Source organism: Duganella sp. sic0402, from assembly GCF_019219065.1.
Classification (GTDB): domain Bacteria; phylum Pseudomonadota; class Gammaproteobacteria; order Burkholderiales; family Burkholderiaceae_D; genus Rugamonas.
The window spans coordinates 237,263-263,701 of the sequence record NZ_JAHUWK010000002.1; the positions used below are offsets into that span (position 1 = coordinate 237,263).

The 26,439-nt window shown below is 62.6% G+C and carries 23 protein-coding genes and 1 tRNA gene; 7 read left to right on the forward strand and 17 right to left on the reverse strand.

The window, feature by feature from the left end:
• Window positions 1-5: 5 nt before the first annotated feature.
• The 12 genes from KW842_RS06640 to KW842_RS06695 form a co-directional block, all read right to left on the reverse strand.
• Window positions 6-1,259: an NADH-quinone oxidoreductase subunit D gene (locus tag KW842_RS06640; protein ID WP_218303311.1), complete on the reverse strand. Its 1,254-nt coding sequence runs from the start codon at window positions 1,257-1,259 to the stop codon at window positions 6-8.
• Window positions 1,260-1,263: 4 nt separating this feature from the next.
• Window positions 1,264-1,854 carry an NADH-quinone oxidoreductase subunit C gene (locus KW842_RS06645; RefSeq protein ID WP_218303312.1) on the reverse strand — a complete coding sequence of 197 codons (591 nt, stop codon included), beginning with the start codon at window positions 1,852-1,854 and terminating at the stop codon, window positions 1,264-1,266.
• A 17-nt stretch (window positions 1,855-1,871) separates the two neighbouring features.
• Window positions 1,872-2,348, reverse strand: a complete 477-nt coding sequence (locus tag KW842_RS06650) for an NADH-quinone oxidoreductase subunit B family protein (protein ID WP_008450353.1) — start codon at window positions 2,346-2,348, stop codon at window positions 1,872-1,874.
• Between the two features lie 3 nt (window positions 2,349-2,351).
• Window positions 2,352-2,711 (reverse strand): NADH-quinone oxidoreductase subunit A, encoded by a 360-nt coding sequence (locus KW842_RS06655; RefSeq protein ID WP_218303313.1) that lies wholly within the window; start codon window positions 2,709-2,711, stop codon window positions 2,352-2,354.
• 161 nt (window positions 2,712-2,872) lie between these two features.
• Window positions 2,873-2,957 (reverse strand) — tRNA-Leu (locus KW842_RS06660).
• A gap of 173 nt (window positions 2,958-3,130) precedes the next feature.
• Window positions 3,131-3,523 carry a preprotein translocase subunit SecG gene (secG, locus tag KW842_RS06665; RefSeq protein WP_218303314.1) on the reverse strand — a complete coding sequence of 131 codons (393 nt, stop codon included), beginning with the start codon at window positions 3,521-3,523 and terminating at the stop codon, window positions 3,131-3,133.
• A 48-nt stretch (window positions 3,524-3,571) separates the two neighbouring features.
• Window positions 3,572-4,318, reverse strand: a complete 747-nt coding sequence (tpiA, locus tag KW842_RS06670) for a triose-phosphate isomerase (protein WP_218303315.1) — start codon at window positions 4,316-4,318, stop codon at window positions 3,572-3,574.
• Between the two features lie 125 nt (window positions 4,319-4,443).
• On the reverse strand, window positions 4,444-5,424 hold the full coding sequence (locus tag KW842_RS06675; protein WP_090177109.1) for an NAD(P)H-quinone oxidoreductase: 981 nt from the start codon (window positions 5,422-5,424) through the stop codon (window positions 4,444-4,446).
• Window positions 5,425-5,503: 79 nt separating this feature from the next.
• Entirely contained in the window at window positions 5,504-6,112 is a 609-nt protein-coding gene (locus KW842_RS06680; protein WP_218303316.1) for a tetratricopeptide repeat protein, read from the reverse strand.
• A gap of 24 nt (window positions 6,113-6,136) precedes the next feature.
• Window positions 6,137-6,898: a GIN domain-containing protein gene (locus KW842_RS06685; protein WP_218303317.1), complete on the reverse strand. Its 762-nt coding sequence runs from the start codon at window positions 6,896-6,898 to the stop codon at window positions 6,137-6,139.
• Window positions 6,899-7,009: 111 nt separating this feature from the next.
• Window positions 7,010-9,490 carry a family 20 glycosylhydrolase gene (locus KW842_RS06690; RefSeq protein ID WP_218303318.1) on the reverse strand — a complete coding sequence of 827 codons (2,481 nt, stop codon included), beginning with the start codon at window positions 9,488-9,490 and terminating at the stop codon, window positions 7,010-7,012.
• A 79-nt stretch (window positions 9,491-9,569) separates the two neighbouring features.
• Entirely contained in the window at window positions 9,570-10,460 is an 891-nt protein-coding gene (locus KW842_RS06695) for a LysR substrate-binding domain-containing protein (protein ID WP_218303319.1), read from the reverse strand.
• A 77-nt stretch (window positions 10,461-10,537) separates the two neighbouring features.
• On the opposite strand from KW842_RS06695, the gene KW842_RS06700 reads away from it, so the two are divergent.
• Window positions 10,538-10,936, forward strand: a complete 399-nt coding sequence (locus KW842_RS06700; RefSeq protein ID WP_218303320.1) for a CidA/LrgA family protein — start codon at window positions 10,538-10,540, stop codon at window positions 10,934-10,936.
• On the forward strand, window positions 10,933-11,616 hold the full coding sequence (locus tag KW842_RS06705) for an LrgB family protein (protein WP_218303321.1): 684 nt from the start codon (window positions 10,933-10,935) through the stop codon (window positions 11,614-11,616). Before KW842_RS06700 ends, KW842_RS06705 begins: the two co-directional genes overlap by 4 nt.
• Here the strand turns inward: KW842_RS06705 and axe2C are convergent.
• The 5 genes from axe2C to KW842_RS06730 are packed head-to-tail and all read right to left on the reverse strand — an operon-like array spanning window position 11,603 to window position 19,333.
• Entirely contained in the window at window positions 11,603-12,679 is a 1,077-nt protein-coding gene (gene axe2C, locus KW842_RS06710) for a bifunctional acetylxylan esterase/glucomannan deacetylase AxeC2 (RefSeq protein ID WP_218303322.1), read from the reverse strand. The two genes, KW842_RS06705 and axe2C, sit on opposite strands and share 14 nt — an antisense overlap.
• A 2-nt stretch (window positions 12,680-12,681) precedes the next feature.
• A complete protein-coding gene (locus KW842_RS06715) occupies window positions 12,682-14,550 on the reverse strand; it encodes a GDSL-type esterase/lipase family protein (protein WP_218303323.1) in 1,869 nt (622 codons plus the stop codon).
• Window positions 14,547-15,866 (reverse strand): cellulase family glycosylhydrolase, encoded by a 1,320-nt coding sequence (locus KW842_RS06720; protein WP_229223541.1) that lies wholly within the window; start codon window positions 15,864-15,866, stop codon window positions 14,547-14,549. Before KW842_RS06720 ends, KW842_RS06715 begins: the two co-directional genes overlap by 4 nt.
• A 15-nt stretch (window positions 15,867-15,881) precedes the next feature.
• Window positions 15,882-18,077: a beta-glucosidase gene (locus KW842_RS06725; protein WP_218303324.1), complete on the reverse strand. Its 2,196-nt coding sequence runs from the start codon at window positions 18,075-18,077 to the stop codon at window positions 15,882-15,884.
• Entirely contained in the window at window positions 18,074-19,333 is a 1,260-nt protein-coding gene (locus tag KW842_RS06730) for a sugar MFS transporter (protein ID WP_218303325.1), read from the reverse strand. The genes KW842_RS06725 and KW842_RS06730 overlap by 4 nt, the downstream gene beginning before the upstream one ends.
• A gap of 225 nt (window positions 19,334-19,558) precedes the next feature.
• On the opposite strand from KW842_RS06730, the gene KW842_RS06735 reads away from it, so the two are divergent.
• The 5 genes from KW842_RS06735 (at window position 19,559) to KW842_RS06755 (ending at window position 26,340) form a co-directional block, all read left to right on the forward strand.
• Window positions 19,559-20,587, forward strand: coding sequence for a LacI family DNA-binding transcriptional regulator (locus KW842_RS06735; RefSeq protein WP_218303326.1), 1,029 nt, complete (start codon window positions 19,559-19,561; stop codon window positions 20,585-20,587).
• Window positions 20,588-20,589: 2 nt separating this feature from the next.
• On the forward strand, window positions 20,590-21,801 hold the full coding sequence (locus KW842_RS06740; protein ID WP_218303327.1) for an AGE family epimerase/isomerase: 1,212 nt from the start codon (window positions 20,590-20,592) through the stop codon (window positions 21,799-21,801).
• A gap of 1 nt (window position 21,802) precedes the next feature.
• Entirely contained in the window at window positions 21,803-22,708 is a 906-nt protein-coding gene (locus KW842_RS06745; RefSeq protein ID WP_229223542.1) for a carbohydrate kinase, read from the forward strand.
• Between the two features lie 75 nt (window positions 22,709-22,783).
• Entirely contained in the window at window positions 22,784-24,871 is a 2,088-nt protein-coding gene (locus KW842_RS06750; RefSeq protein ID WP_218303328.1) for a TonB-dependent siderophore receptor, read from the forward strand.
• A gap of 2 nt (window positions 24,872-24,873) precedes the next feature.
• Window positions 24,874-26,340 carry a histidine-type phosphatase gene (locus KW842_RS06755; RefSeq protein WP_218303329.1) on the forward strand — a complete coding sequence of 489 codons (1,467 nt, stop codon included), beginning with the start codon at window positions 24,874-24,876 and terminating at the stop codon, window positions 26,338-26,340.
• The last annotated feature ends 99 nt before the right edge of the window (window positions 26,341-26,439 follow it).

The following is a 26,439-nucleotide window of genomic DNA, read 5'->3' on the forward strand; positions in this document are numbered from 1 at the left end:
CGCACTTAGCGGTCAATACTGCCGAACACGATGTCCTGCGTACCAATAATGGTGACGGCGTCGGCAATCATGTGGCCACGCGCCATTTCATCCAGCGACTGCAGGTGTGCATAGTCTGGAGCGCGCAGTTTCACGCGGTATGGCTTGTTGGCGCCGTCCGACACAATGTAGACACCGAACTCGCCTTTCGGGTGTTCCACAGCGCTGTACGCTTCGCCTGGCGGCACGTGGAAACCTTCGGTGAACAGCTTGAAGTGGTGGATCAGCGATTCCATATTGGTCTTCATGTCCACGCGGCCTGGTGGCGCAACTTTACGGTTGCTGGTCATGACGGGACCTGGGTTGTTGCGCAGCCATTCAACGCACTGCTTGATGATCTTGTTCGACTGGCGCAGTTCTTCCACGCGTACCAGGTAGCGGTCATAGCAGTCGCCGTTGGTGCCGATCGGCACGTCGAAGTCCATCAGGTCATACACTTCGTACGGCTGATGCTTGCGCAGATCCCACTGCACGCCCGAGCCGCGCAGCATGGCGCCGGTGAAGCCCATGGCTTTTGCGTCTTCCGGCGAGACCACGCCGATGCCGACGGTACGCTGTTTCCAGATACGGTTATCGGTCAGCAGGGTTTCGTATTCGTCGACATAGGTCGGGAAGCGCGCGGTGAAGGCTTCGATGAAGTCCAGCATCGAGCCCTGACGGTCCTTGTTCAGGTTGTCGATGGCTTTTGCCGAACGGATGATCGATGGCTTGTGCTGCGGCATGGCATCCGGCAGGTCGCGGTACACGCCGCCCGGACGGTAGTAAGCCGCGTGCATGCGCGCGCCCGATACCGCTTCGTAGCAGTCGAACAGGTCTTCGCGGTCGCGGAAGCAGTACAGGAACGGGCCCATGGCGCCAACGTCCAGCGCGTGCGCGCCCAGCCACATCAGGTGATTCAGGATGCGGGTGATCTCGTCGAACATCACGCGGATGTATTGCGCGCGCAGCGGCACTTCCAGGCCCAGCATCTTTTCGATGGCCATGACGTAGGCGTGCTCGTTGCACATCATCGACACGTAGTCCAGGCGGTCCATATACGGAACCGACTGCAGATAGGTCTTCTGCTCGGCCAGCTTCTCGGTGCCGCGGTGCAGCAGGCCGATGTGCGGGTCGGCGCGCTGGATCACTTCGCCGTCCAGTTCCAGCACCAGGCGCAGCACGCCGTGCGCGGCCGGGTGTTGCGGGCCAAAGTTCAGGGTGTAGTTCTTAATTTCTGCCATGTTCTTACTTCCCGTAGGTTTCTTCGCGGATCACGCGCGGCACGTTTTCACGCGGCTCGATGGTGACCGGCTGGTAGACCACGCGCTTCTGTGCGGCGTCGTAGGTCATCTCCACGTAACCCGAGACCGGGAAGTCCTTGCGGAACGGGTGGCCGATGAAGCCGTAGTCGGTCAGGATGCGGCGCAGGTCGTTGTGGTTCTCGAACAGGATGCCGAACATGTCGAAGGCTTCGCGTTCGTACCAGTTCAGCGAACGCCACAGCGGGGTCAGCGACGGCAGCAGCGGCATCTCGTCGTCAGCGCAGAAAGCGCGTACACGGACGCGCCAGTTGTGCTTGACCGACAGCAGATGGATGACAGCGGCGAAACGCAGGCCGTCCCAGGCGCCGTCGCCATAGTTCAGGTAATCGACGCCGCACAGGTCGATGGCGGTGTCGAAGCCCAGCGTGGCGTCGTCGCGCAGCGTCTGCATCACGGCGTAGTAATCAGCGGCCTTGACGGTCAGCGTGATCTCGCCCAGCGCAACGACCGTAGAAACGCGGTCGCCCAGGGCAGTGCCGAGGGCGGTTTGGAGTTTTTCCAGATGAGTAGTCATATTGTGTAGCGCCCCCGTTAGCGTGCGATCGTGTTGGTGCGCTTGATCTTGTTCTGCAACTGCATGATGCCGTACAGCAGGGCCTCAGCAGTGGGCGGACAGCCCGGCACGTACACGTCGACCGGCACGATGCGATCGCAGCCGCGCACGACGGAGTAAGAGTAGTGATAGTAGCCGCCGCCGTTGGCGCAGGAACCCATCGAGATGACCCAGCGTGGCTCCGGCATCTGGTCGTAGACCTTGCGCAGTGCCGGGGCCATCTTGTTGCACAGCGTGCCGGCCACGATCATCACGTCGGATTGACGCGGCGATGGACGGAACACCACGCCGAAGCGGTCCATGTCGTAACGGGCCGCGCCCACGTGCATCATTTCGACCGCGCAGCAGGCCAGACCGAACGTCATCGGGAACATCGAACCCGTACGCGCCCAGTTGATCAGCTTGTCGGCCGAGGTGGTGATGAAACCTTCGTTTAATACGCCTTCAATAGCCATGGCTTATTCCCAATCAAGGGCACCTTTCTTCCAGATATACCAAAAACCGACCACGAATTCAGCGATGAAGACCATCATCGTGATGAAGCCTTGCCAGCCCAGTTCGCGCATGGATACGCCCCATGGGAAGAAGAATGCCGTTTCCAGATCGAACAAAATAAAGAGAATCGCGACGAGGTAGTAACGCACGTCGAATTTCATGCGCGCGTCTTCGAAAGCTTCGAAGCCGCATTCATACGGGGACAGCTTGGCTGCATCAGGGCGTTTCGGACCCAGCAGATGGCCCAGCACTTGGGGAGCAATACCTACGCCGAGACCGACGAGGATGAACAACAGGACGGGGAGATAATTTTCGAGGTTCACGATTGAAGAGCTTATGTTGAACGATCAGTTTAAAGGACACATCGCGGTATTCTGCGGTGCGCTTAACGTTCGCCCCAATCGTAAAACTGCTCAGACCAGGATCGAACGACACATCCTCGTAAAAAAAGCCAGCTTGGTACCACCCTTGCTGGCCTATATTCTGGTGCCGACGACGAGACTCGAACTCGTACAGCTTGCGCCACTACCCCCTCAAGATAGCGTGTCTACCAATTTCACCACGTCGGCATAAGGCCGTTATTTTACTTCGTTTTCACGCGGTTGTTAATCCCGTATTGCGTCAAAACAAGGAAAAATCAATAAATCTTTAACTATTTTTTCTGCTCACAAAGATACTGCTAAAACTATGAGCAAACAACTTAAAAAATTATCAACGACACTAAATTACTACGGAGATTATATTACTTTGGAATCGAGTTTGCAGGCGCTGGGGCAACTGGGGCCGAAGCGGCTGGTGCAGCCGGTGCGCTTGCAGGTGCGGCTGCCGGGGCAGCAGGCGTTGCAGGCACGGTGGCTTGCACGCGATCCATCACACCGCCGCTGACGTTGTTCGCCTGGTGGGTGGTGATATAGGACAGCGCCAGCGTGGCGACAAAGAAGATCAGCGCCGCAACGCCGGTCGATTTCGACATGAAGTTGGAGGAACCGGTTGCGCCGAACAGGCTGCCGGAAGCGCCGGAGCCGAAGGCTGCGCCCATGTCGGCGCCCTTACCGTGCTGCAGCAACACCAGGCCGATAATGGCGATGGCCGAAATCACCTGCACTACGATAACCAGATTGAAAAAGCTGCTCATGTTATTCCATTCCAAATTAAAAGTTTTGTATCGTTTTGTTTCTACTACTTAAACAGCCTGGATAATCCCGAGAAAATCACTCGACTTTAAAGCAGCGCCGCCAATCAGGCCGCCGTCAATATCCGGCTGCGCCATCAATTCTTTTGCATTCTCCGGCTTCATACTGCCACCGTAGAGTATCTTCACCCCTGCCGCCGCTTCGGCGTGCCGTTGCGCCAGGCAGGCGCGCAGCAGGCGATGCGCATCCTGCGCAATCTGCGGCGTGGCAGTCTTGCCAGTACCTATCGCCCACACCGGCTCGTAGGCCAGCACCAGGTCCGCAATCTGCTGCGGCGCTATTGCCTCCAGCACTGCTTGCAACTGGGCGCAAATCACCTGCTCAGTCTGCCCTGCTTCGCGCTGCTCCAGCGACTCACCTACACATACTACAGGAGTCAGGCCCGCCGCCAACGCTACCGCGGTTTTTTGCGCCACCAATTCGTTGCTTTCGTGGTGATAAGCGCGGCGCTCGGAGTGCCCGCACAGCACGTAAGTCGAACCGAAGTCCTGCAGCATCGCCGCCGACACCTCGCCGGTATAAGCGCCGCCGGCGTGGATCGATACATCCTGCGCGCCCCAGCGCACCGGGGTGCCTGCCAGCTCGGCCTGGCACTGAGCCAGGTAAGGCGCGGGCACGCACACCGCGCAATCGGCGCCAAAGTCGTTCAAGCCGGCGACTATCCCCGACAACAGTGCCGTATTGCTGGCGCGGTTGCCATTCATTTTCCAGTTGCCGATCACGAGTTTCTGACGCATAGCAAGCCCAAAGGTTAATAACCCGCCATTGTACCGCGCCCAAAAAGGCACGGTCAAACAGGCAAAGCGATTCCCCGGCTGTCCAAAACCGTAAATTTACTACGCATTTTACAACGAAATGCCGCTCAAATCACCTGCAACATGATTTTTCCCACATGGCTGCTGCTTTCCATCAGCGCATGCGCGGCGGCGGCCTGCTCCAGCGGGAAGACGGTATGGATCACCGGCTTGAGTTTGCGCTCGGCCATCATCGGCCAGACTTTTTCCTTGAGTTTTTTGGCGATCGCTCCCTTGAATTCGGCCGAACGGGGACGCAGCGTGGAGCCGGTCACGGTCAGGCGGCGGCGCAGCACCTGGCCCATGTCCAGCGTCGATTTGCCGCCGCCCAGCGTGGCGATGATGGCGATGCGGCCATCGTCGGCCAGGCAGGAAACCTCGCGTGGCAGGTAGTCTCCGGCCACCATGTCCAGAATCACGTCGACGCCCCGGTCGTTGGTCAGCGACTTGACCACCGCCGCGAAGTCCTCGGTTTTGTAGTTGATGCCGCGCTCGGCGCCGAGCTGAACGCAGGCCGCGACCTTGTCGTCCGAACCGGCGGTGGCGAACACCCGGTGGCCCATCGCCGAGGCCAATTGGATCGCCGTCACGCCGATGCCGGAGCTGCCGCCCTGCACCAATAACGTCTCGCCAGCGCTCAGATTGGCGCGGTCAAAAACGTTGCTCCAGACTGTGAAGTAATTTTCCGGAATGGTCGCCGCTTCGAGCATCGACCAGCCTTTCGGCACCGGTAAAACCTGCTGTATCGGAGCAACAACATACTCGGCATAGCCGCCGCCCTGCACCAAAGCGCAAACGTGATCGCCGATATCGAGGGTGGTGTAGTCGAGGTCGCCATCAACGATTTCGCCTGCCACTTCCAGGCCGGGGATGTCGGAGGCGCCCGGCGGCGGCGCGTAATTGCCGGTGCGCTGGAACACGTCCGGGCGGTTGACGCCGGCCGCGTGCACCTTGATCAGCACCTCGCCGGACTTCACCACCGGCATCGGGCGTTCACACAGTTTCAGGACATCGGCCGGGCCGGGTTGGGTGATTTCGATCGCGCGCATAGGGTGCCTTTCAGGGAAAGCACGATTTTACCCCGCGCGGCGCCAAGCTGCGGTGGCTGCCCCGTTGCCGCCTTGGGGGTCAGCCACCGCCAGTCCGCGACTTCTGCGGCAGCGGCGTGTTGGGCCGCCAGGCCGACGACAGCGCCTGCCCTTCCTCAACCTGCTCCTGGGTCATGATCTTGACCACCGCCGACCGCTGCTCGGCCGCATTCACCGAGCCGTTCGCTGCCGCCAGATTCCATAACATATAGGCAATCACATTATCCTGCGGCACGCCGCCCATGTGATAGCGGTACATCAGCCCGAGCACCTGCTGTGCCTGGCCATGCCCCTGCTCGGCCGCCTTGCGGAACCACGACACCGCCTGCTTGTGGTCCTGTATCACCGCATTGCCCGTGTAATACATCGCGCCCACCACATACTGCGCGTCCGCCTTGCCCTTCAGCGCCGCCTTGCGGTGCCACTCCAGCGCCGTCTTGTAATCCTGCGGCACGCCACGGCCCATGTAATACATCAGTCCCAGCAAGTGCTGTGCATCCGCATTGCCGGCTTGCGCCAGCGGCCGTATCTCTTTCAACGCCACCGCGTAATTCTTGCTGTTGTACGCGGTCGCCCCTTCGGCGAATCCTGCCATCGCGGCTTGCTGCCAGCCGAGTGCGATGACGATCGCTAGTATGAATTTTTTCATATCGCGTTATATGTATAGATGTGTTTACTTCCAGCTGACCTTGCCCAGGCCGTCCACCGAGACGTTGCGGTTCAACGGTTTGCCATAGACAATGACCGATCCCAGGCCGCTGAGGTTCAGCGTCGCATTGGTTTTGGCGGTGACGGTGGCGTTGCCCAGGCCGCTCAGGTCGACATTGACCGACTCCGCCTGGAACTGCTGCGCGTTCAGCCCGCCTACCCCGCCCAGATTCGCCTTGAGCAGCTTGCTGCGCCCGCCCAGCGTGATGTAGCCGGCGCCGCGCAGGTCCAGGTCCGCCTCGTCGTTTTCGCTCAGCCACAGATTCATGCTGCCGACGCCGCCCAGATTGGCTTTCAGCACCTTGTAGTCGCACACGACCTTCATGCTGCCGGCGCCATCCATGGTTAGCTCCAGCTGGTCGCCGCTAAAGCCGTTGATTTCGGTCTGGCCGACGCCCTCGGCCACCACTTCCCGCAACTTCGGCAGGATCAGCTCGGCGCGGGTGCGCCCGACCTTGATGCCGCGCCCTTCGGTATCCAGATGCAGGGTGTCGCCCGACTGCGACGCGGTCAGCTTGTCCAGGTAGCGCTTTTCGCCGATGATTTTCAGCGTCGGGGTATCGCCCTGGCGCAGCTTGAGGTCGATAACGCCGTCGATCTTGACCCGCACCACCCGCGCATCAATCGGAATCACGCGCGTTTCGCTGCTGTCGTCGGCGGCGTCGGCACGGCCAAACAGGGCGCAAAACGCGGCAAACAGCAAGCCGAACTGGAAAAGCTTCTTCATATCATATCCTCTGATGTTGATATGGCCATCATATCCCGCGCGCGCGGGCAGGCATCCCCGAATTGCGACAAACTGCACAAAACGGGGATTGGACGGTGAAAACCGCAGGAACTAGCGGTTGACGATGCGCGCCACCAGCCCGGCGCGGCCTGTGCGGTCGAAGGCGGCGGCAGAAATGCTGCCCTTGGCGGCGATCGGCCCGGTGACCGGCTTGCTGCGCGCGGTCGGCGTGCTGCCGTCGGTGGTGTAGCGCAGCGTCAGTCCGGGCAGCACATGGTTGACCAGCACCTTGCCGCCCTCCAGCAGCAGGCCTGGCGGGGCGATCCGGTATGCCACGTCGCCGCGCTCCAGGTCGAGGCGCGGCAGCACCCGCTGGCCCAGCGTGTTGACGAAGCCCGACCAGGCGCTGCGCTGCAGGGCGGCCGCCTGGGTAGAGTCGACCGCCTGCGCCCAGGCCGGGTCCGGCGCCCAGGCGCGTTCAGCCAGCGCCAGCAGGCGCGGCATCATCAGGTAATCGAGCTGGGCGCTGTTGCGGATGGTTTCAGAAAACAGCGTCGCCTCCAGCCCACGGATATGCTGGCGCCCTGCCTCTGTCAGCTGCGCGCCCAAGGGCTTGAAGCCGTACACCGTATCCAGCTCCAGGTAAGCGCCCCAGTTGACACCCGGCTCCTCCGGATTGCCGTTGGCGGCCATGTCCAGGTACATATTGGTCACCGGCGCCAGCACGATGTCATAGCCGGCATTGGCCAGACGGTAGGCAAAGTCCTCGTTGCCCGGCGTGTTATTCCACACATACAGGCTGAAACCACGCTGCGTGAAGCGCGGATTCGGCAGCTGCTGTGCGCCCTCCTGCGTTGAGCGGCGCGCGCCCAGCTCCTCCCAGCCCGAGGCATACATGCCGTGCTTGCGCACGATGCCATCCACGCGGTGGTAGAAGTAGTCCCACAGGTCGGCCACGCCGGCCAGCTTCTCGCGCTGCATCAGCGCCTGCGCCAGCGGCGACTTTTCCCACGCGCCATGCGGCAGCTCGTCGCCACCGACGTGCATGGTCTTCAGCGGTGCGCCAGCCTCGCGGTGCAGCGCGGCGATCTCCCCGACCACGTGGTCGATGAAGGCGTAGCTGGATTCCAGGCCGGGGTTGATGACGTGGTCGTTGTACTCCTGCGGCGAGCGATACACCGAACGGTCGTTGAAATCGCTGAGCAGGTATTGTGCCGCGCCGGATTCGCCGGCCGCCTGCATGCGGTGATAGCGCGCCTCCATGGCCTTGACGGCGGCGCGCGCATGGCCCGGCATCTCGATCTCCGGGATCACCTCGATATGGCGCGCGGCCGCGTAGCGCAGGATTTCGATATAGTCGGCGCGGGTGTAGTAGCCACTGCCGTGCGGGTCATCCGCACGCGGGCCGGAACCATAGGCCGGCGGCAGGCGCACGCCCGCTTTCGCGCTATGCCCGCGCACCGCGCCGATGCTGGTCAGCTCCGGCAGGCCGGGGATTTCCAGCCGCCAGCCCTCGTCGTCGGTGATGTGGAAGTGCAGCTTGTTCAATTTGTAGGTGGCCATCAGGTCCAGCGTCTTCAGCACCACTTCCTTGGGCTGGAAGTTGCGCGCCACGTCCAGCTGGAAGCCTCGGTAGGCAAAGCGCGGCGCATCGATCACCTCCAGCTCCTGCAGTTCGATCTGCGTTGCGCCTGGCGATGGCAGCGGCAGCAGGTCGTGCAGCGATTGCAGGCCGCGCGCCACGCCGGCCGCCGTGTTGCCGGTGATATTGATGCCGTCGTCGCCGCTGATGCTCAGCTCATACGCTTCCGGCGACTGCTGCGCGTCCACGGCGCCGATGCGCAAGCGCAGCGGCAGCGGCGCGTGCGATGTATCGCCCTGCGGCAGATAGCGCGCGAACAGCGCACGGGCAAACGCAGTTTCGTATTTCAGGCCGGGGCCGGAAATCACCTGCGGCGCGCGCACCAGCTGCACCCTGCCCGCGCCCATCTTCAATGCCAGCGGCGTCGGGAACACCGGCGGCAGCGCGGCGGCCGGCAGCAGCGCCGCCTGCGCGTTGCGGCGATAGGTGTCCTGCGGCGTGACCAAGGCGTGCCGGTCTTGCGGACGTTGCAGCTGAGTCGCGCGGGTCGGCAGCACGATCTGGTAGTCGCTGACGGCGTGCCCCACGTCCGGGGTGGCGTCGTAGACCAGGTAAGGCCCGGCCGGCGCCCGCTCCATCTTGATCAGCAGGCCTGTGTAATCGTAATCGACATGTAGCGTGCTACCCGCTTTCAGCCCCTTGAAGCCTGTGGTGGGCCGCACGCGGTACATGCCGCCGCCGACCTGTTCGATCATCAGGTTTCCGTCCAGCGGGCCGGTGACCACGCCGTAAGCGATATTGAAGTAGAGCGACCACCCCTGCGCCGGCAGCGCATGGCCGCGCAGCGCCGTCACGCTCAGCCGTGCCCTGGTGTGGGCTTCAGGCTTGCTCACATCATTGTTCAGCACTTCCCAGCGCATCTTCAATGCTTCCTGCTGTGCTGCGTGGGCGGAAGAAATCAGCGCGCTCAGGGCCAGTATGCACGCAGCAAGGTGGTGGTATCTCTTCATGTTTTAGTCAGCATGCTTAAAGATGATCAGATTGCCACATCCTGGGCTTTACCGCATCAAGATTTGAAGATTGCGCACGCTAGGCGGCCTTGCTGCGCACCAGATCCAGCCAGGCACGGGCAGCAAAGGACAGATGTCCGCCACGCCGCCAGGCCAGCATCAGCTTCCAGTCCAGCGCCGGCTCCTGCAAGCGGACCACGGTGAATCTCCCCTTCTCCAGCGTATCGCAGAACACCTTTGGCAGCAGCGTTATGCCCACGCCCAGCCGTACCAGCGAAGCGACGAAATCCCATTGGCCGCTACGGCTGCTGATGCGCGGCGTAAAGCCGGCGCGCAGGCAGGCGTCGGCGATCACCTCATTCAACGCAAAACCCTCGCCATAGAAAATGAAGGCGCAATCAGCCAGTTCGCGCAGCGCGACACCGCGCCGGCCGCGCCAGGGCGAGTCGGCCGGCGCCAACAGACACATCGGCGATGTCAGCAACGGCAAAGAATCGAAGTCCCGCCATGCGGCCGCGTTGGAGGGGTAGTGCAGCATCGTGCCCAGCTCCAGCGCGCCGCTGCGCAGGTCCGCTTCTATGCCCTGCGAGCCGCCTTCAAACAGCTTGAGTTCGATCTGCGGATAGCGCTTGTGATAGGCCGCCAGCAGCGGCGCCAGCGGCGCGTGCGCCTGCTGGGTCACGCCGATGCGCAAGTCGCCGCGCCGCAGTTGCTGCAAGTCCGCCAGTTCCACACTCATCTCCGCATGCATTGCCAGCAGCGCGCGGCCGCGTTGCAGCACCACGTTGCCGGCGTCGGTCAGCGTGAAGCGTTTGCCGACGCGTTCCAGCAGTGTCAGGTCGAGCGACTGCTCCAGCTGCTGCACCATCTTGCTGACCGTGGGCTGGGTGACGTGCAGCGCCTCGGCCGCGCGGCTGAAGCTCTGCTGATCGACGACCGCGACGAAATAGCGCAGCGCGCGGATATCCATACACTATTCCAATATAGAATGATTTTTATAATTTTAATTCATTTTATCTTTTATTCCGCGCCACCTAGAATGGCACGATGAAACGCATTCTCTACACATTGGCGCAGGTGCTTGGCCTGATCGCGGCGTGGTATGCCGCTGACCGCCTGTCAGCCTGGGCCGGACTGCCCTTCTCCGGCGGCGTGGTCGGCCTGATCATCATGGTCGCGCTGCTGCAAAGCGGCCTGCTGCGGCCTAGCGCCATCGAGCATGGCGCGGACTGGCTACTGTCCAATATGCTGCTGTTCTTTATCCCGCTGGTGGTGTCGGTGGTGCAGTTCACCGGCTTGCTGAAACAGGATGGCTTGCGGCTGTTCGCCGCCATCGGCATCGGCTTCACCTGCGTGATGCTGGCGACCGCGTTCACCGTCGAATGGGTGTGCCGCTTTGAGCGCGGCCGCAAGCTGCGCCGTCTGCGCGCGGAGCGCGCCGCATGAAACCGCTGCTGTTTCTACTGCTGACACTGGGCCTGTTCTACGCGAATCAGGCTTTGCACAAGCGCTATCCGCGCCTGTGGCTGACGCCCGCCATCGCCACCTCGGCGGTACTGATCGCGGTGGTGCAGCTGTCGTCCACGCCGTTCCCAGTCTACTTTGGCGATACGCGCTGGCTGTCATGGCTGCTCGGCCCCGCCACGGTGGCGTTTGCGCTGCCGATCTATCAATATCGCGATTTGGTGAAACAGCACTGGCTGGCGCTGACGCTGGGCAGCGTGGCCGGCATCGCCGCCTCGCTGGGCAGCACGCTGCTGCTGGACCGTTTGCTGGACCTGCACGGCAGCGTGGCGCAAAGCCTGCTGGCGCGCTCGGTGTCCACGCCATTCGCACTGGAAGCCACGCGCCACCTGGGCGGCTCTGCACAGTTAACCGGCGTTTTCGTCATCATCACCGGCCTGTTCGGCATCCTGCTTGGCCAGGTGCTATTGGCGCGGCTGCCGCTGCGCATGCGCATTGCGCGCGGCGCACCCTATGGAGCGGCGGCACACGGTTTCGGCTTGAGCAAGGCGCGCTCGATTGGTCCGCAGGAAGGCGCAGTCGCCAGCCTCACCATGATCTTCAGCGGCGTGCTGATGGTGCTGCTGGCGCCCATGCTGGGCCACCTGATTACCAGCGCATAAGCTTGCGCACCTGCGGCAGCAGGTCGCTGGCGATGCTGACGTTCTGCGCGCGGGTCGGATGCCCGTTGGCGGCGTCGCCCGGATAGCCGGTGGACGCAATGGCGTGCACGCGCGCATCGCCCACGCGGCGTATCGTCTCCTGAATGTAGCTTGTCAGCGCAGCCTGTTTTTCGCCGGTGAGTATGCCGCCCTCGGTCAGCATCAGCTGCGCCTGCGGGTGATCCCGCAGCAGCGTGCGCACCAGCGACACGTAAGCAGCGACATATTGCTCGCGCTCCGGTATGCCGGTGGTCATATCGTTGGTGCCGATGGCAACCAGGATCGCATCCGGCCGGTAATCGCGCTGATCCCATGGCACGGCTACCGGCTGGATCGGCAGCGCCATGCCGTAGTAGCCGGCCAGGTTCAGCTCATTGGTCTTGCCTTCCCAGGTGCGGATCAAGCCACGACCGCCATAGCACACCAGTTGCACCTGCGCGTTGAGCTGCCGCGCCAGCAGCATGCCGTAGGATGCGCGCGGATTGGCCGATGCGGCGCCGTTCTCCTCACCCGGCACGCGGTCTATCGCCGCGCCGCAGGTGACGGAATCCCCCAGCAACAGCAGCTTGCGTTCCGCTAGCGCCGGCGCCGCGCGCCATGCGCCGTCGGTGTCCAGGTCCAGCAAGGCTGCGCTGCCCTGCCAGGTTTCGGAACGGTTGACGATTTCGGCGCTGTGCACACCGCGCGCCAGGCCGGCGGCCAGCACCAGCGTCTGGCGGCCTTCCTGCAAGCGCAGCTTGCGCGCGGTGCCATCCACAATCACGTCCACATAGCTTTGCTTGCCGCTGGCGTACATGGTGGCGATCAGGCGCGTACCTTCAAAGCTGACCTGGAAGCTTACGCCGGGATAGCTAAAACGCACACCGCCATCCGCCTGCGTCTGTGTGCGCCCCATGCGGGCAACGTGCGGATCGGCGGCTGGAATGGTGACCGCGCCGGCTTGGCCTGCGGCGGCCAGCCAGCCGGCCATGCCCGCCGCCGCGAGTGCGGCTGGCATGCGGCGTTGCAGGCGAAGACGGCGCACGCTCACTCCATCAGCTTGCGGATATCCGGCAGCATGGCGTCGGCCCACAACTGGTAGCCCCACGGCGTCGGATGCAGGAAGTCCGGCATCACATCAGCCGACATCACGCCGTCCTGCTGCAGGAAAGCCTGGCCATAATCGTGGAAGAACACATGCTTGCCATCGTTCAGCTTGGCGACCATGCGGTTCAGTTCCAGCACGCGCTTGCGCTCCACGCTTTGCGGCGATTCGCCGTGCGGCAGGATGGCGTTGAGCAGGATGCGCGCATCCGGATACAGCTTGCGCAACTGTGCCACCACCAGCTTGACGCCATCGAAGGCCTGCGCCGGCGTCGCATTGCAGAAGCTGAAGTTGTTGACGCCGATGGTCAGCACCACCGCTTTAGGGTGCAGCTTTTCAGCGTGCCCATTCTGCAAGCGCCACAGCACGTTGCCGGTGTGGTCGCCACCGATGCCGAAGTTGGCCGTGCGCCATTGGCCGAAGGAGCGCTTCCAGACATCCGCATTCCAGCCCTCGGTGATCGAGTCGCCAACAAACAGCAGATCGACGCCACCCTTGTCGGCGACTTCGACATCCTCTTCAAACATCTGCTGCCAGCGGGCGCGCGACATCCAGTGGTAACTCAGCTTGCGCGGAGCCGGCGTAGTGCTGCATGCGGCGCCGTCCAGCGGCTGCGGCTTGAGGCGCAACAGCAGCACGCTGTGCGGCGCCACCTTGGCCTCCAGCTTCTTGCTGGTGTCGCCGGACTTGCCGCCCCAGATGTCGCGCCAGTCGTAGGTCGCCAGCTTGAAGTCGATTTCGCGCTTGCTCAGCTCATCGCTGACAAAGTGTGCTTTCCAGTCGTAGTTGACGCTGGCCGCCTGTTCGCCGCGATTCAGCACCATCAGCGCCCATTCATTATTGGCCAGCGGCTTGGCCCAGTATTCCAGCTTGCCATCGTCGAAGAACTTCCACGCCTGGATGCCGGCCTTGTCCTGATTGATCGCAATCACGTCCTTGTTTTCCAGGATGCGCAGCGTGGACTGCGGAATCTTGCGCAGGTCGTTGCCGAGGATGAGCGGCGACGCCATCATCGCCCACATCGCAAAGTGCGCGCGGTCTTCGTCTTCCGTCATGCCCATGCCGACTTCCAGCATGTCCATATCGTTCCAGTGGCCTGGTCCCGCGTACTTGCGCAAGCCCGCCTGGCGGTCGAAGATGCGCAGCACACCGAGGCGCGAGAAGGCGTCGTGATTCAGCTCGCAGTTCCAGCACGGATAAATATCCGGGCTGGTGCGCCAGGAGTGGCCGACGTCCTTTGCCCATTCCCACGGCTTGTTGTCGCCCCACTCGCACATGCTGAACAACATCGGCCGGCCAGCGGCGCGGATGGCATCGCGCATGGTGGTGTAGGCGCCGACGGCGCTCAGGCCTTTGGTGTCGCACCAGTCGTACTTGATGTAGTCGATGCCCCAGTCGGCGTAGGTCTTGGCGTCCTGGTACTCATGGCCACGGCTGCCCGGCTTGCCGCCGCAGGTGGTGGCGCCGGCGTCCGAATAGATGCCCAGCTTGAGGCCTTTGCTGTGGACATAATCCGCCAGCGCCTTGATGCCCGACGGGAAGCGCCCGGGATCGGCGTGAATGAAGCCATCCTTGTCACGCTTGCCATGCCAGCAATCGTCGATATTGACGTACTGGTAGCCGGCGTCCTTGAGGCCTAGCTTGACCATGGCGTCCGCCGTGTCGCGGATCAGCTTTTCGTTGATGTCGCAGCCGAAGGAGTTCCAGCTGTTCCAGCCCATCTGCGGCGTATCGGCCAGCCCGGCAAATTTCTGGGCGTGGGCTTGGGCGCTGATCAACAGCGCCAGCAACAGAAGCAGGCGCTTCATCATTTGATACCGTGCAGTTTGTCGGCATACTCCTTGATCAGCAGCAGCGAGCTGACGTCGGAATCAAACACCGAATACAGACCCTGCTCTTCCTGCGGCGGATCGCCGACAAAGTCGTTACCCGGCTTCCACCAGTAGTCCGCATTCGCCGCGCGGCCCATGCCGCCCCATGCCCAGAAATTGAAGCCGGCAATCGGATCGCCCTTCTGTGCGCGGGTGGTGATGATGTCGAACACTTCACGATAGAAGCGGTCGCGGATAGTGGTGCTGGCCTTGATGCTGAACGACGGGCCGTCACGATCCAGTCCGAATTCTTCCAGCACGATAGGCTTGCCCAGCTTTTTGGCCAGCTCGATGTGGGAGTTCAGATAGTCGCGGCTCTTGCCGATGGCGTTATCCCAGCTGCCGGCCGGGTTGCTGGAGTCGAACCAGCCCCAGTTCTTGGGCCACAGGTGATAGGTCAGATAATCGACATGCTTGCTGCGGTGCGCGTCCTGGAACAGTTGCGCATCGTGCGCCGAACCGGCCAGGCCTTCGCTGCCGGTGCTGACCAGGTGGTTCTTGTCCAGGCTATGGATGTACGCCGCCGCCTCGTCGATCCACTTGACGTAGACCGCCTTTTCTTCCGGCGTGGCCTTGCCGTTGCCTGGGCGTGGTTCATTTGCCAGCTGCCAGGACAGGATGTGCGTGTCCTCGCTGTACGGCTTGCCGGTGATGGTGTTGACGCGCTTGACGATCCTGGCGATGACATTGCGGTACTCGGCCTGCGCGGCGGCGTTGCGATAGAAGCCCGCCGTCTTTTGCATATAGGTGTCGTAGTCCTTGGTCACGTTCGGGTCCAGTGCCGGCGTGCCTTCAAACCAGTTCAGGTACTGCGTCATCCCGCCCGACCACTGCCAGAAGTTATTCAGGTAGATCACCACGGTCATGTCGCGCTTGGCCACTTCCGCCATCAGGAAGTCCAGGCCGGCCAGCAGGTTTTCGTCGTACTGGCCTGGCGCGCTGGTGGTGGCCGGGCTGACGGCGCTTTTCATCTCGGTCTTTTCCGAGACAGCCAGCACGCGCAGGTTGTTGATGCCGATGGCCTTCATATTATCCAGCTCTTTCAGCAGGCGCGCGCGATCGCCCACGCCGCTGGGAGCGCCCAGGTAGCCGCCGTACCAGAAGTTGGCGCCGGCGATATAGTAGGCCTGGCCTTTGCGTGCAAAATGGGTTTTCTTGACAGTGACGAAGTCGCTCTTGGCGGCGGGCGCCGCTTCGACCATGCTGCACGCGCCGATCATCATGGCGGCGGCGCAGAATTTGTATAGTTGTTTCAAGTCTCGCTCCTCTATTTATTTTCCGTTGACGTTCAGCGTGCGTTGCTGAAGCTGGACGGTGATGCTCGCTGCCTTGGTGTCCGCCGCGTCGTGCGCCAGCAGTACTTTATAACCGCCTTTGGCGATGCGCCAGGTTTTGCTCTTGCTGTCGAAGACGCCCAGCAGGCGCGGATCGACGCTGACGCTGACTTGCTTGCTCTCACCCGGCGCCAGCTCTACTTTATCCCAGCCGGCCAGTCGCTTCGGCGCTTCCCATTGGGCGTTCAGCGGCGCCACGTATAGCTGCGGCACGTCCTTGCCCTTGACTGCACCGGTGTTGGTCACCTTGAAGCTCAGCGACAGTTTGCCGTCCTTCTGGGTGGCTGCCAGGCCGGAATAGGCAAACTGCGTGTACGACAGGCCGTGGCCAAACGGGAATAGCGGCTTCAGTCCCTTGAGGTCAAACCACTTGTAGCCGACCGCCGCGCCTTCATGATAATTCACCGTGAAGCGCGCGGTGTCGTTTTTAGGATCGCCATCCAGCTTGGGGCGTGGCAGCTGGCTTTCCGACGCCGGGAAGGTCGCCGGCAAATGGCCGGATGGATTGACTTCGCCAAACAGCACGCGCGCAATCGCCTCGCCGCCGCTGGTGCCCGGATACCAGGCTTGCAGAATGCCGGCCGCCTGATCGACCCACGGCATCAGTACCGGACCGGAAGTCTCCAGCACCACCACCGTTTTAGGATTGGCCTTGGCGACAGCGGCCACCAGCGCATCCTGATTGTCCGGCAGCGACAGCGACACCGCATCCAGCGCCTCGCCTACCCACTGCTGGGCAAACACCAGCACCACGTCCGCATCGGCCGCTGCCCGCGCAGCGGCGGCCGGGTCCTTGCCATCGTGGTAGCTGACCGAAGCGCCCGGCGCGAGCGCCTGGATCGCCTTCAGCGGCGAGGAAGGGTGATACATCACCGGTCCGGGCCACGAGGTTGGCGCAATGCCCGGCACCGCGTTGCCGCCCACCGGATACACCAGCGACGAACCGCCACCAGCCAGCACGCCCACATCGGCATGCGCGCCGATGACCACGATTTTCTTCGCGCCGGCTTTCAGCGGCAGCACATTACCGGCATTCTTCAGCAGCACCATGCCCTCTTCCGCGCCGGCGCGGCTGGCCTGGCCATGGACGGCGTAGTCGATATTGCCGCCCTCCGCGACCGGATTGTCCACCACGCCCTTGTCAAACATGGCGCGCAATACGCGGAACACCATATTATCCAGCCGCGCTTGCGGCACATGGCCATTGGCGACCGCCTCTTCCAGCGCGCCGCCGAAATACTGAGACTTGTCGAACTCCCAGCCGGATTGCTGGTCAAGGCCGGCATTGGCCGATTCCACCGTACTGTGGGTCGCGCCCCAGTCGGTCATCACATAGCCTTTGTAGCCCCAGTCGTTCTTCAGCACCTGGTTGAGCAGGTAGTCGTTTTCGCAGGCGTAGACGCCGTTCAGGCGATTATAGGAACACATGACCGAACCGGGATCGGCCTGCTCCATCAGCAACTGGAAGGCCAGCAAGTCCGACATGCGGTTGCTGGCGTCGTCGATGCGCGCATCAAGCACAAAGCGGCCAGTCTCCTGATTGTTGACCGCAAAGTGCTTCATGGTGGCGATGATGTGATTCGACTGGATGCCCTTGACCTGCTCGGCCACCATCACGCCAGCCAGCAGCGGATCTTCTCCCGCATACTCGAAATTGCGGCCGTTGCGCGGCTCGCGCAGCAGGTTGACGCCGCCGGCCAGCATGACATTGAAGCCGGAAGCGCGCGCCTCGGCGCCGATCATGGCGCCGCCTTTGTAAGCCAGCGCACGGTCCCAGCTGGCGGTCGTGGCCAGGCCGGATGGCAGCGAAGTACGCTCGCGCGGCGTCTTCGATGCCTGGGTGGCGACGCCCAGGCCGGCGTCCGTCTCAAACAGCGCCGGCAAGCCCAGACGCGGCACGCCTTCGATATAGCCAGCGGAAAATGGCAGCGCCGCCGGGTGCTTCCTGGTCTTGTTGCCGAAGTCCGAGCCGAAGTGGCCCAGCACCCAGCGCAGCTTTTCCTGCTGCGTCATCGCGTTCAGCGCCAGCTCGGCGCGCTTGTCGGCGCTGAGCGATTTATCCAGCCATGCCTGTTCCGCCGCCTGCGCCGACATCGCAGCCAGCGCCAGCGCGAGCGCCAGTTTCAACTTCATACAGCCTCCTTGCCGCTATACATGCCGGCGTACTTAAGGCCGAAATACAGGATGAACAGGTAGCAGGCGGCCGGCACGAAGAACGACCATTGCAGGCCGATGGTGTCCGCCAGCAGGCCTTGCGCAAACGGCACCAGCGCGCCGCCGACAATGGCCATGCACAGGATGCCGGAGCCCTGGCCGGTCTGCCGGCCCAGCTTGTGCAGCGCCATGCTGAAGATGGTCGGGAACATGATGGAGTTGAACAGGCCAACGGCGATGATGGACCACATGGCCAGCTGGCCATGACCGAAAATCGCCACCAGGATCAGGATGATGGAAGCGGCCGAGTTGAACGCCAGCGCCTTGCCTGGACTGACGTAGCGCATCACGGCAAAGCCGATGAAGCGGCCGATCATCGCGCCGCCCCAGTAATAGCTGACGTAGTGCGCCGCCTCGCCATGCGGCAGGCTGGCGATATTCGCTTCGCCGAGGAAGTTGATCAGGAAGCTGCCGATGCTGACCTCACCGCCCACGTACAGGAAGATGCCGATCGCGCCCAGCAGCAGGTGGCGGTGCGCCAGCACGCCCGTCTCCACACTGGTTGCCAGTTCGTCATCGGCGTGGCTGATCTTCGGCAGACGCACCAGCGCGAACAGCACCGCCAGCGCCAGCAGCGCGGCGGCCAGCGCGATGTAAGGACCTTGCACGGCGGCCGCCTCCTCCGCCTTGGAGCGCACCACGCTGGCCACGCCCTCGGACAGAATCAGCATGCCGCCCAGCGCCGGCGCGATGGTGGTGCCCAGCGAATTGAACGCCTGGGTCAGCGTCAGCCGGCTGGATGCGGTGGCTGGTGCGCCCAGCACTGTCACATAGGGATTAGCCGCCACCTGGAGAATGGTGATGCCGCTCGCGAGCACGAAGAAGGCCAGCAGGAACAGCGCGTAGCCGCTCGTCGACGCCGGGAAGAACATGGCGCAACCGGCGGCCGCCAGCACCAGGCCACTGACCGCGCCGCGCTGGTAGCCGATCTTCTTGATCAGCATCCCGGCCGGCAGCGAGACGATGAAGTAGGCGCCGAAGAAGCAGAACTGCACCAGCATGGCCTGCACATAGGTCAGCGTATAGATCGACTTCAGGTGCGGGATCAGCACGTCGTTGAGCGACGTGAGCAGCCCCCACATGAAAAACAGCAGTGTAATGATGACCAGCGGGACGGTGTTCCCACCTTCCGCATGGGCGTGCGGGCGCGTAGTTGCGGATGCAACGTGTTCCATTGACAGTCTCCTCGTATGGATGGTTTTTATATTAATAAAAAGATTCTGCATAGTTGCCGCCAGCCGGTCAAACAACAAACGAATTTTGGCCCTAGTTTAGCCATCTTCACTAAATGAAGCGTGTTTAGTAAATTGCGCTAAACTCAAAGGCCAACTTGATATCGCGGTTGACCATCAATAGACGCTAATGCAAGACTTCCATCACACCGAGGAGACACAAAAATAATGGGGACGAACATCACGATCAGGGACATCGCCCGTGTCGCAGGCGTATCGGCGGGGACGATTTCCCGCGCCTTGAAAAATGAACCCGGCCTGACCGAAGCAACCCGCCAGATGGTGCTGGAGACTGCGCGCGGTCTGGGCTACGATTTTTGCAAGCTGCGCCCGAAGCGCCTGCGCCGCCTGACCTTCCTGCTGCACCGCCAGCACAACACGGCGGCCAGCAGCCCGTTCTATTCGCCGGTGCTGCACGGCGCCGAAGAAGCCTGCCGCAAACAGGGCATCGTGCTGTCGTTCATGGCGGTGGGGCCAGCCGATGGCCTGATCGACCAGATCCGCATGCACGCGCCGGACGGCATCGTCTGCGCCGGTTTCTTTGAGCCGGAAACGCTGAGCGCCCTGCGCTCGACCGGCAAGCAGCTGGTGCTGATCGATATGCAGCTGCGCGGTTACAGCTCGGTCAATCCGGACAATATGATGGGCGGCTACCTGGCGACCAAGCACCTGATCGATACCGGCCGCACCCGCGTCGGTTTCATTTCCGGCCCGCTGTCGCACTACTCGATCCGCGAACGCGAGCGCGGCTACCGCCAGGCGCTGTTCGAGGAAGGCATCCTCGCCAACCCGAAGCTGGAAGCCTATCTGCCGGACGGCGTGGATCTGGAAACCGGCGCCTGGGAGGCGATGGAACAGCTGCTGTCGCTGCCGCATCCGCCGGATGCGGTGTTCTGCTACAACGACAGCGCGGCGCTGGTCGCCATGCGCTGCTGTTTAGCGAAGGGACTGAAAGTCCCGCACGATATTGCCATCGTCGGCTTCGACGATATCTCGACCGCAGTGCTGGGCCACCGCCCGCTGACCACGCTGCGCATCGACAAAAAAGCACTCGGCGCGTTGGGCGTGGAAATGCTGCTCAACGGCCAGCAAGAAGAACCGGTGGAGAAGATCTCACCGGTTGAGTTAATCATACGCGCCAGCACCGTCATGGACGGCTGGCGACCGAAGAACCTAGTCAATTTCAAACGGACCTGATAATGGCCCCTGATTTCCGATCCCGCACCACCCTGCTGAACCACATCCGCCACACCAAGCAATTCTACGACGCGCGCTGCGTTGATCCCAGCGGCGGCCTGTATCACTTCTACAAGGATGATGGCGCGATCTACGATGCGCACACGCGTCACCTGGTGAGCAGCACGCGTTTCGTCTTCAACTATGCGATGGCGTGGCGGCAGTTCGGCGATGTGGCGGATCGCCAGCGCCTGCGCCACGCGCTGTCCTTCCTGCGCGATGCGCACCGCGATCCCGCCACCGGCGGCTACGCGTGGCAACTGGATTGGAATAACGGCCAGCGCCAGGTCACCGACGGCACCAACCATTGCTATGGCCTGGCCTTCGTGCTGCTGGCCTACAGCCACGCGCTGATGGCCGGCGAAACGCAAGCCGCGCCGTGGATCACCGAAACGTTTGAACTGATGGAGCAGCGTTTCTGGGAACCGCAGCACGGCCTGTACGCCGACGAGGCAAGCGCCGACTGGTCGCACCTGGACGGCTATCGCGGCCAGAACGCCAATATGCACACCTGCGAAGCGCTGATCGCCGCCTTTGAAGCCACCGGCGAACGCGCTTACCTGCTGCGCGCGGAACAGCTGGCACACAACATCACCGTGCGGCAGGCAGCGCTGGCCGACAATATGGTGTGGGAGCACTACCACGCCGACTGGTCGGTGGACAGCGAATACAACCGCCACGACAAGACCAATATCTTCCGTCCATGGGGCTACCAGCCGGGCCACCTGACCGAGTGGGCCAAGCTGCTGCTGCTGCTGGAACGCCATGCGCCGCACCTGTCGCAGAATCCGAACTGGCTGCTGCCGCGCGCGGCGGAGCTGTTTGACGCGGCCCTGGCCAAGGCCTGGGACCATGAACACGGCGGCATCTACTACGGCTTCGCGCCGGACGGCAGCATCTGCGACGACATCAAGTATTTCTGGGTGCAGGCGGAGAGCCTGGCCACCGCTGCCCTGCTGGCGGCGCGTACCGGCGAACAACGCTACTGGACCTGGTATGACAAAATCTGGGGCTACAGCTGGGAACATTTCGTCGACCATCAGCATGGCGCGTGGTATCGCATACTGTCGCCCGACAACAGCAAGCTGACCGACGAGAAAAGCCCGGCCGGCAAGGTGGATTACCACACCATGGGCGCCTGCTATGAAGTGCTCAACGTATTGAAGAAGGATTGAGATGTTTCCTACATTTGTGGCGGCGGGCGAGGCGCTGACCGACATGGTGGTACAGGACGGCGCGCAGCAGCACTGGCGCAGCCTCACCGGCGGCTCGACCTGGAATGTGGCGCGCGCGATGGCCAGGCTGGATGTGACAACCGCCTTCGCGGGCGCGATCAGCCAGGACGTGTTCGGCGACGCCTTGTGGCAGGCCAGCGAGCAAGCCAAGCTGGACTTGCGCTTCCTGCAGCGCTATCAGAAATCGCCGCTGCTGGCCATCGTGCACCGCACTGACCCGCCGGCCTATTTCTTTGTCGGCGATGACGCCGCCGACCTGCACTTCGATGCAGCCCAACTGCCGCAAGGCTGGCGCGCGCACTGCCAGTGGGCGCACTTCGGCGGCATCAGCCTGGCGCGCGAGCCGCTGGCCGGCAAGCTGGTAGCGCTGGCCGAACAGCTCAAACAGGATGGTGTGCGCATCAGCTACGACCCCAACTACCGGCTACTGATGGACGAGCGCTACGACGCCACGCTGCGCCGCATGACGGGGCTGGCCGATGTGGTCAAGGTGTCGGAGGAAGACCTGGCTGGCCTGTTCCGCACCGGCGATATCGCCGCCGCGTTCGACACGCTGCGCAGCTGGAATCCCGCCGCCACCTACCTCTACACCAAGGGTGGCGACGGCGCCTCGCTGCACATTGGCGACAATAGCTGGTCGCTGCCGGCGCCGCGCATCGAGGTGATCGATACGGTGGGTGCGGGCGATGCCAGCATCGCCGCGCTGGCCTGGAGCATGATGCATCGCGCTGAGGCGACGCCCTTGCAGCACTTGCAGTTCTCGGTCGCCGCCGGCGCGGCCGCCTGCCTGGGCGCGGGCGCATCGCCGCCATCGCTGCGCGACATCGAGAACATTACGAATATGTAATCTGTTTCGTCACAGAGTTGTCACATGCGGCCAATACGATGGCGGGCTTCTTAGTCCAACTTCGTCAGGCCCTTCATGTCCGCTCCCTTCGCCCCATCCCGTCTGCAACTGGCGCTTGCCGCCGCCGGTCTGTGCGCCTTCCATTTCTCCGCCCTGGCGGAGGATGTGGGCGGCGCGCTGTCCACGGTGGAAGTCAAGGCCACCGCCGAAAAGAAAAAACTCGGCGACAACGTCAGCAGCGGCGCGCTGGGGCGCAAGTCGGAACTCGATACGCCCTTCTCCACCAAGGCGGTTTCCAGCGATGAGATCGAAGACCGCCTGGCCACCAGCATTTCCGAAGTGCTGAAGTACGACGCTTCGGTGACGGCCATCTCGCCACCGATCTCCACCCACCCGGCCACCATCCAGATGCGCGGCCTGCGCCTGGACGACCTGAACGGCTACAAGGTCAACGGCCTGGCCAATATCAACCGCGGCACCGAAATGCCGCTGGAGATGTTTGAAAGCGTGGAAGCGCTGAAAGGCCTCACCGGCTATATGTACGGCTTCGGTTCGCCGGGCGGCATCGTCAACTACGTCAGCAAGCGCCCGACCACCGACAAGAGCTTCAGCGCGGCGCTGGGCTATCAGGAAGGCGGCGCGATCAAGGAACACGTCGATATCGGCGGCCGTCTTGGCGAAGAAGGCGATTTTGGCTATCGCCTGAATCTGCTGCATGAAGACGGCGACGTCAAACAGGAAAGCGGCTCGATCAACCGCAACGCCGCCGGCCTGAATCTGGAGTGGCGCATCACCAAGGACCTGGCACTGACCTACGACGCAATCTACCAGCGCCGCGCCACGGTGGGCGGCACCGACATCATCATTGCGCCGGCCTACAAAGTGCCATCGCCGCTGGATGGCGAAACCAGGCTGAATAGCATCGGCGCCGGCAGCGATGTGGAATACAACCTGGCCACCACCGGTATCGAGTACCGCCTGGCGCCGGAATGGATGGTGAACGCCTCGTACCGTACCTCCGACTCCACCCGCGTGTACAAGAAGGACCAATACTACATCGCCAGCAACGCCGGCGATTACAAGGACCGCGTCACCTCCGAGCTGCATGGCTATCAGTTCGATCAGCTACAGGCTACGCTCAGCGGCAAGCTGGGCGCGCATGAACTGGTGCTGGGCCTGATGTCGCAGAATCTGAAATCCACCTCGTCGGTGGTCACGCCGAAGACTTACCTCGGCATCGGCAATCTGTACGCGCCGAACATCATCAACGTCTGGGGCATCAATTACAGCGGCGGCACCTACCAGGACGAAACCACCCGCCAGGAAGCCGTCTTCGCCAGCGACACGGTCACGCTGAACGACAACTGGTCGGTGCTGGCCGGCGTGCGCCACACGCAGTTCATCGACAAAGCCTATTCCACCAAGGGTGTGCTGACCGCCAGCTATCCGGCCGACAAGACCACGCCAACCGTGGCGCTGATGTTCAAGCCGGCCGCCGACACCACGCTGTACGCCAGCTATGTCGAAGCGCTGGAGCAAGCCGCCAACGCTCCAACTTCCACCGCCAACGCCAACCAGACCTTTGCACCAATCAAGAGCAAGCAGACCGAAGTCGGTGTGAAAACGGAGCGCAGCTGGTGGAACGCCACCGCCTCGCTATTCCGCATCGAGCGTGGCGCGCAGTACACCAACGCCGCCAATGTCTACGTGATGGATGGCGAAACCCGTTATCAGGGCATGGAATTCAACACCGTGGTGCAGGCTGCAAAAAACCTGTCGATCGAAGGCGGCATCATGCTGCTGGACGCCAAGCTGGAAGACGCCGCACCAGGCTATAGCGGCAAGCACGCGGTCGGCGCACCGCGCCGCCAGGCTTCGGTGCAAGCCACCTGGCGCGAAGTGCTGCCAGGCCTGGCGCTGCATGTAGGCAGCCAGTATCTCGGCGACCTGCCGATGGACGCGGCCAACGTCAACACGCTGCCAGCCTACACGCTGTTTGACGCCGGCTTCAATTATCGCCACCGCTACTTCGGCAAGATGATCAGCGTGCGCGCCAATATTTCGAATCTGTCCAACCGCAAGTACTGGACCTATTATCAGGAGAACTACCTGAACCTGGGCGCACCGCGCACCGCCAGCGTCAATGTTCGCGTAGACTTCTGAGCATGAAACCATTCCCGCTTGCGGCCGGCGCCGCGCTGTCCCTGCTGCTGTCGCCCGCGCATGGCGAACCGTTTTATCAAACCAAGACGCCCTACGCACCGCAACAGGACAGCGCCAGCTATGAGGCGCCGCCGCAAGGCTACCATGCAGTCTACACACAGATGCTGGCGCGCCACGGATCGCGTGGCCTGAGCAGCTTCAAGACGGAGCTGGCCTTGTACAATATGTGGCTGACGGCCAGGCAGCAGGACGCGCTGTCGCCGTTGGCCGAACAACTCGGGCCGGACCTGGAAGAGATGATGAAGGCCAACGCGCTGCTGGGCTATGGCGTGGATGGCATCACCAAGCCGGGATACGGCAACGAAACCATGCAGGGCATTGAGGAACACAGCGGCCTGGCGCAGCGGCTGTACGCGCGCCTGCCGGAACTGTTCCGCGCGGCGCCCGGCGCACCGGCGCGCCGCATCGCTGTGGTCAGCTCGGGCAAGGACCGCGCGGCCGACAGCGGCTATTTCTTCAGCCACGCGCTGGTGCTGCGCCAGCCTGATCTGGCGGCGCTGATCGACACCAGCATCGACCGCAGCACACTGTACTTCCACAAGCTGAACGCGCATCAGGACGGGCAAGTGCCGGAAGCCAGCCTGGCCTACCAGCGCTGGGCCGCCAGCGACGCCTTGAAGGCGCGCGTAAGCGCCGTCCACCAGCGTCCGCAGCTGCAAGCAGCCGCACTGATGTCGTTGACAGCACTGTTCAAGTCCTCCTTCCTGGCCGACTTGGGCGAAGGCCGCATCAGCTTCGCCAGCAGCGGCACGCGCACCTATACCAGCGCCGACGGCAAATTCACCACCACCCTCAGCGGCGATGGCGAAACCAGAATCAGCACCGCCGCCGATGCGGCGCTCGCGCTCTACGACCTGTACGCCGCGGCCGCCGACATGCGCCACGAACTGAAGGCCGACTTCAGCCAGTACCTGCGTCCAAACGACCTGCGCGCATTCGCCGAAACCGAGGACGCTATCGCATTCTACGAAAAAGGTCCCGGCAGCATCGACAACAGCGATGTCAGCTGGCGCATGGCCGCGCCGCTGCTGGCCGACTTTTTCAGCGAAGCGGACGCCATCGACCACGGCAACCGCAGCCGCGTCGCCAAGCTGCGCTTCGCCCATGCCGAGATCGTGATCCCCATGGCCAGTGCCCTGGGCCTGCCCGGCATGTCCGAACAGTTGCCGCACGCAGCGACCTATAGTTACCAACATAGCAGCTGGCGCGGTGCGCAGGTGGCGCCGATGGCAGCCAATATCCAATGGGACCTGTACCAGAATGCGTCCGGCCACACGCTGGTGCGCATACTGTACAACGAGCGCGAAACCGACTTCAAGCCGGCCTGCAATGCCGCCCGGATTACCCCATCCAGCCATTTTTACGACTACAAGCAGTTGAAATATTGTTACAACCAGCATAAAAATTAGCAATTCACTCATACCAACAGGCGTTTCTGGCGCGTTAGCAACAATTAATACAAATCAGTACTCACGATAGGGTTAATGCGGGTGATAAACTTGGGAGGT

What these genes read in the sequence shown, in the direction of transcription:
- KW842_RS06685 (WP_218303317.1), bottom strand. Translation starts at nt 6,898, where the DNA reads ATGAAGAAGCTTTTCCAGTTCGGCTTGCTGTTTGCCGCGTTTTGCGCC.
- KW842_RS06680 (WP_218303316.1), bottom strand. Translation starts at nt 6,112, where the DNA reads ATGAAAAAATTCATACTAGCGATCGTCATCGCACTCGGCTGGCAGCAA.
- KW842_RS06715 (WP_218303323.1), bottom strand. Translation starts at nt 14,550, where the DNA reads ATGATGAAGCGCCTGCTTCTGTTGCTGGCGCTGTTGATCAGCGCCCAA.
- KW842_RS06645 (WP_218303312.1), bottom strand. Translation starts at nt 1,854, where the DNA reads ATGACTACTCATCTGGAAAAACTCCAAACCGCCCTCGGCACTGCCCTG.
- KW842_RS06695 (WP_218303319.1), bottom strand. Translation starts at nt 10,460, where the DNA reads ATGGATATCCGCGCGCTGCGCTATTTCGTCGCGGTCGTCGATCAGCAG.
- KW842_RS06705 (WP_218303321.1), top strand. Translation starts at nt 10,933, where the DNA reads ATGAAACCGCTGCTGTTTCTACTGCTGACACTGGGCCTGTTCTACGCG.
- KW842_RS06740 (WP_218303327.1), top strand. Translation starts at nt 20,590, where the DNA reads ATGGCCCCTGATTTCCGATCCCGCACCACCCTGCTGAACCACATCCGC.
- KW842_RS06650 (WP_008450353.1), bottom strand. Translation starts at nt 2,348, where the DNA reads ATGGCTATTGAAGGCGTATTAAACGAAGGTTTCATCACCACCTCGGCC.
- tpiA (WP_218303315.1), bottom strand. Translation starts at nt 4,318, where the DNA reads ATGCGTCAGAAACTCGTGATCGGCAACTGGAAAATGAATGGCAACCGC.
- secG (WP_218303314.1), bottom strand. Translation starts at nt 3,523, where the DNA reads ATGAGCAGCTTTTTCAATCTGGTTATCGTAGTGCAGGTGATTTCGGCC.
- KW842_RS06735 (WP_218303326.1), top strand. Translation starts at nt 19,559, where the DNA reads ATGGGGACGAACATCACGATCAGGGACATCGCCCGTGTCGCAGGCGTA.
- KW842_RS06755 (WP_218303329.1), top strand. Translation starts at nt 24,874, where the DNA reads ATGAAACCATTCCCGCTTGCGGCCGGCGCCGCGCTGTCCCTGCTGCTG.
- KW842_RS06730 (WP_218303325.1), bottom strand. Translation starts at nt 19,333, where the DNA reads ATGGAACACGTTGCATCCGCAACTACGCGCCCGCACGCCCATGCGGAA.
- KW842_RS06750 (WP_218303328.1), top strand. Translation starts at nt 22,784, where the DNA reads ATGTCCGCTCCCTTCGCCCCATCCCGTCTGCAACTGGCGCTTGCCGCC.
- KW842_RS06725 (WP_218303324.1), bottom strand. Translation starts at nt 18,077, where the DNA reads ATGAAGTTGAAACTGGCGCTCGCGCTGGCGCTGGCTGCGATGTCGGCG.
- KW842_RS06690 (WP_218303318.1), bottom strand. Translation starts at nt 9,490, where the DNA reads ATGAAGAGATACCACCACCTTGCTGCGTGCATACTGGCCCTGAGCGCG.
- KW842_RS06675 (WP_090177109.1), bottom strand. Translation starts at nt 5,424, where the DNA reads ATGCGCGCGATCGAAATCACCCAACCCGGCCCGGCCGATGTCCTGAAA.
- KW842_RS06745 (WP_229223542.1), top strand. Translation starts at nt 21,803, where the DNA reads ATGTTTCCTACATTTGTGGCGGCGGGCGAGGCGCTGACCGACATGGTG.
- KW842_RS06700 (WP_218303320.1), top strand. Translation starts at nt 10,538, where the DNA reads ATGAAACGCATTCTCTACACATTGGCGCAGGTGCTTGGCCTGATCGCG.
- KW842_RS06640 (WP_218303311.1), bottom strand. Translation starts at nt 1,259, where the DNA reads ATGGCAGAAATTAAGAACTACACCCTGAACTTTGGCCCGCAACACCCG.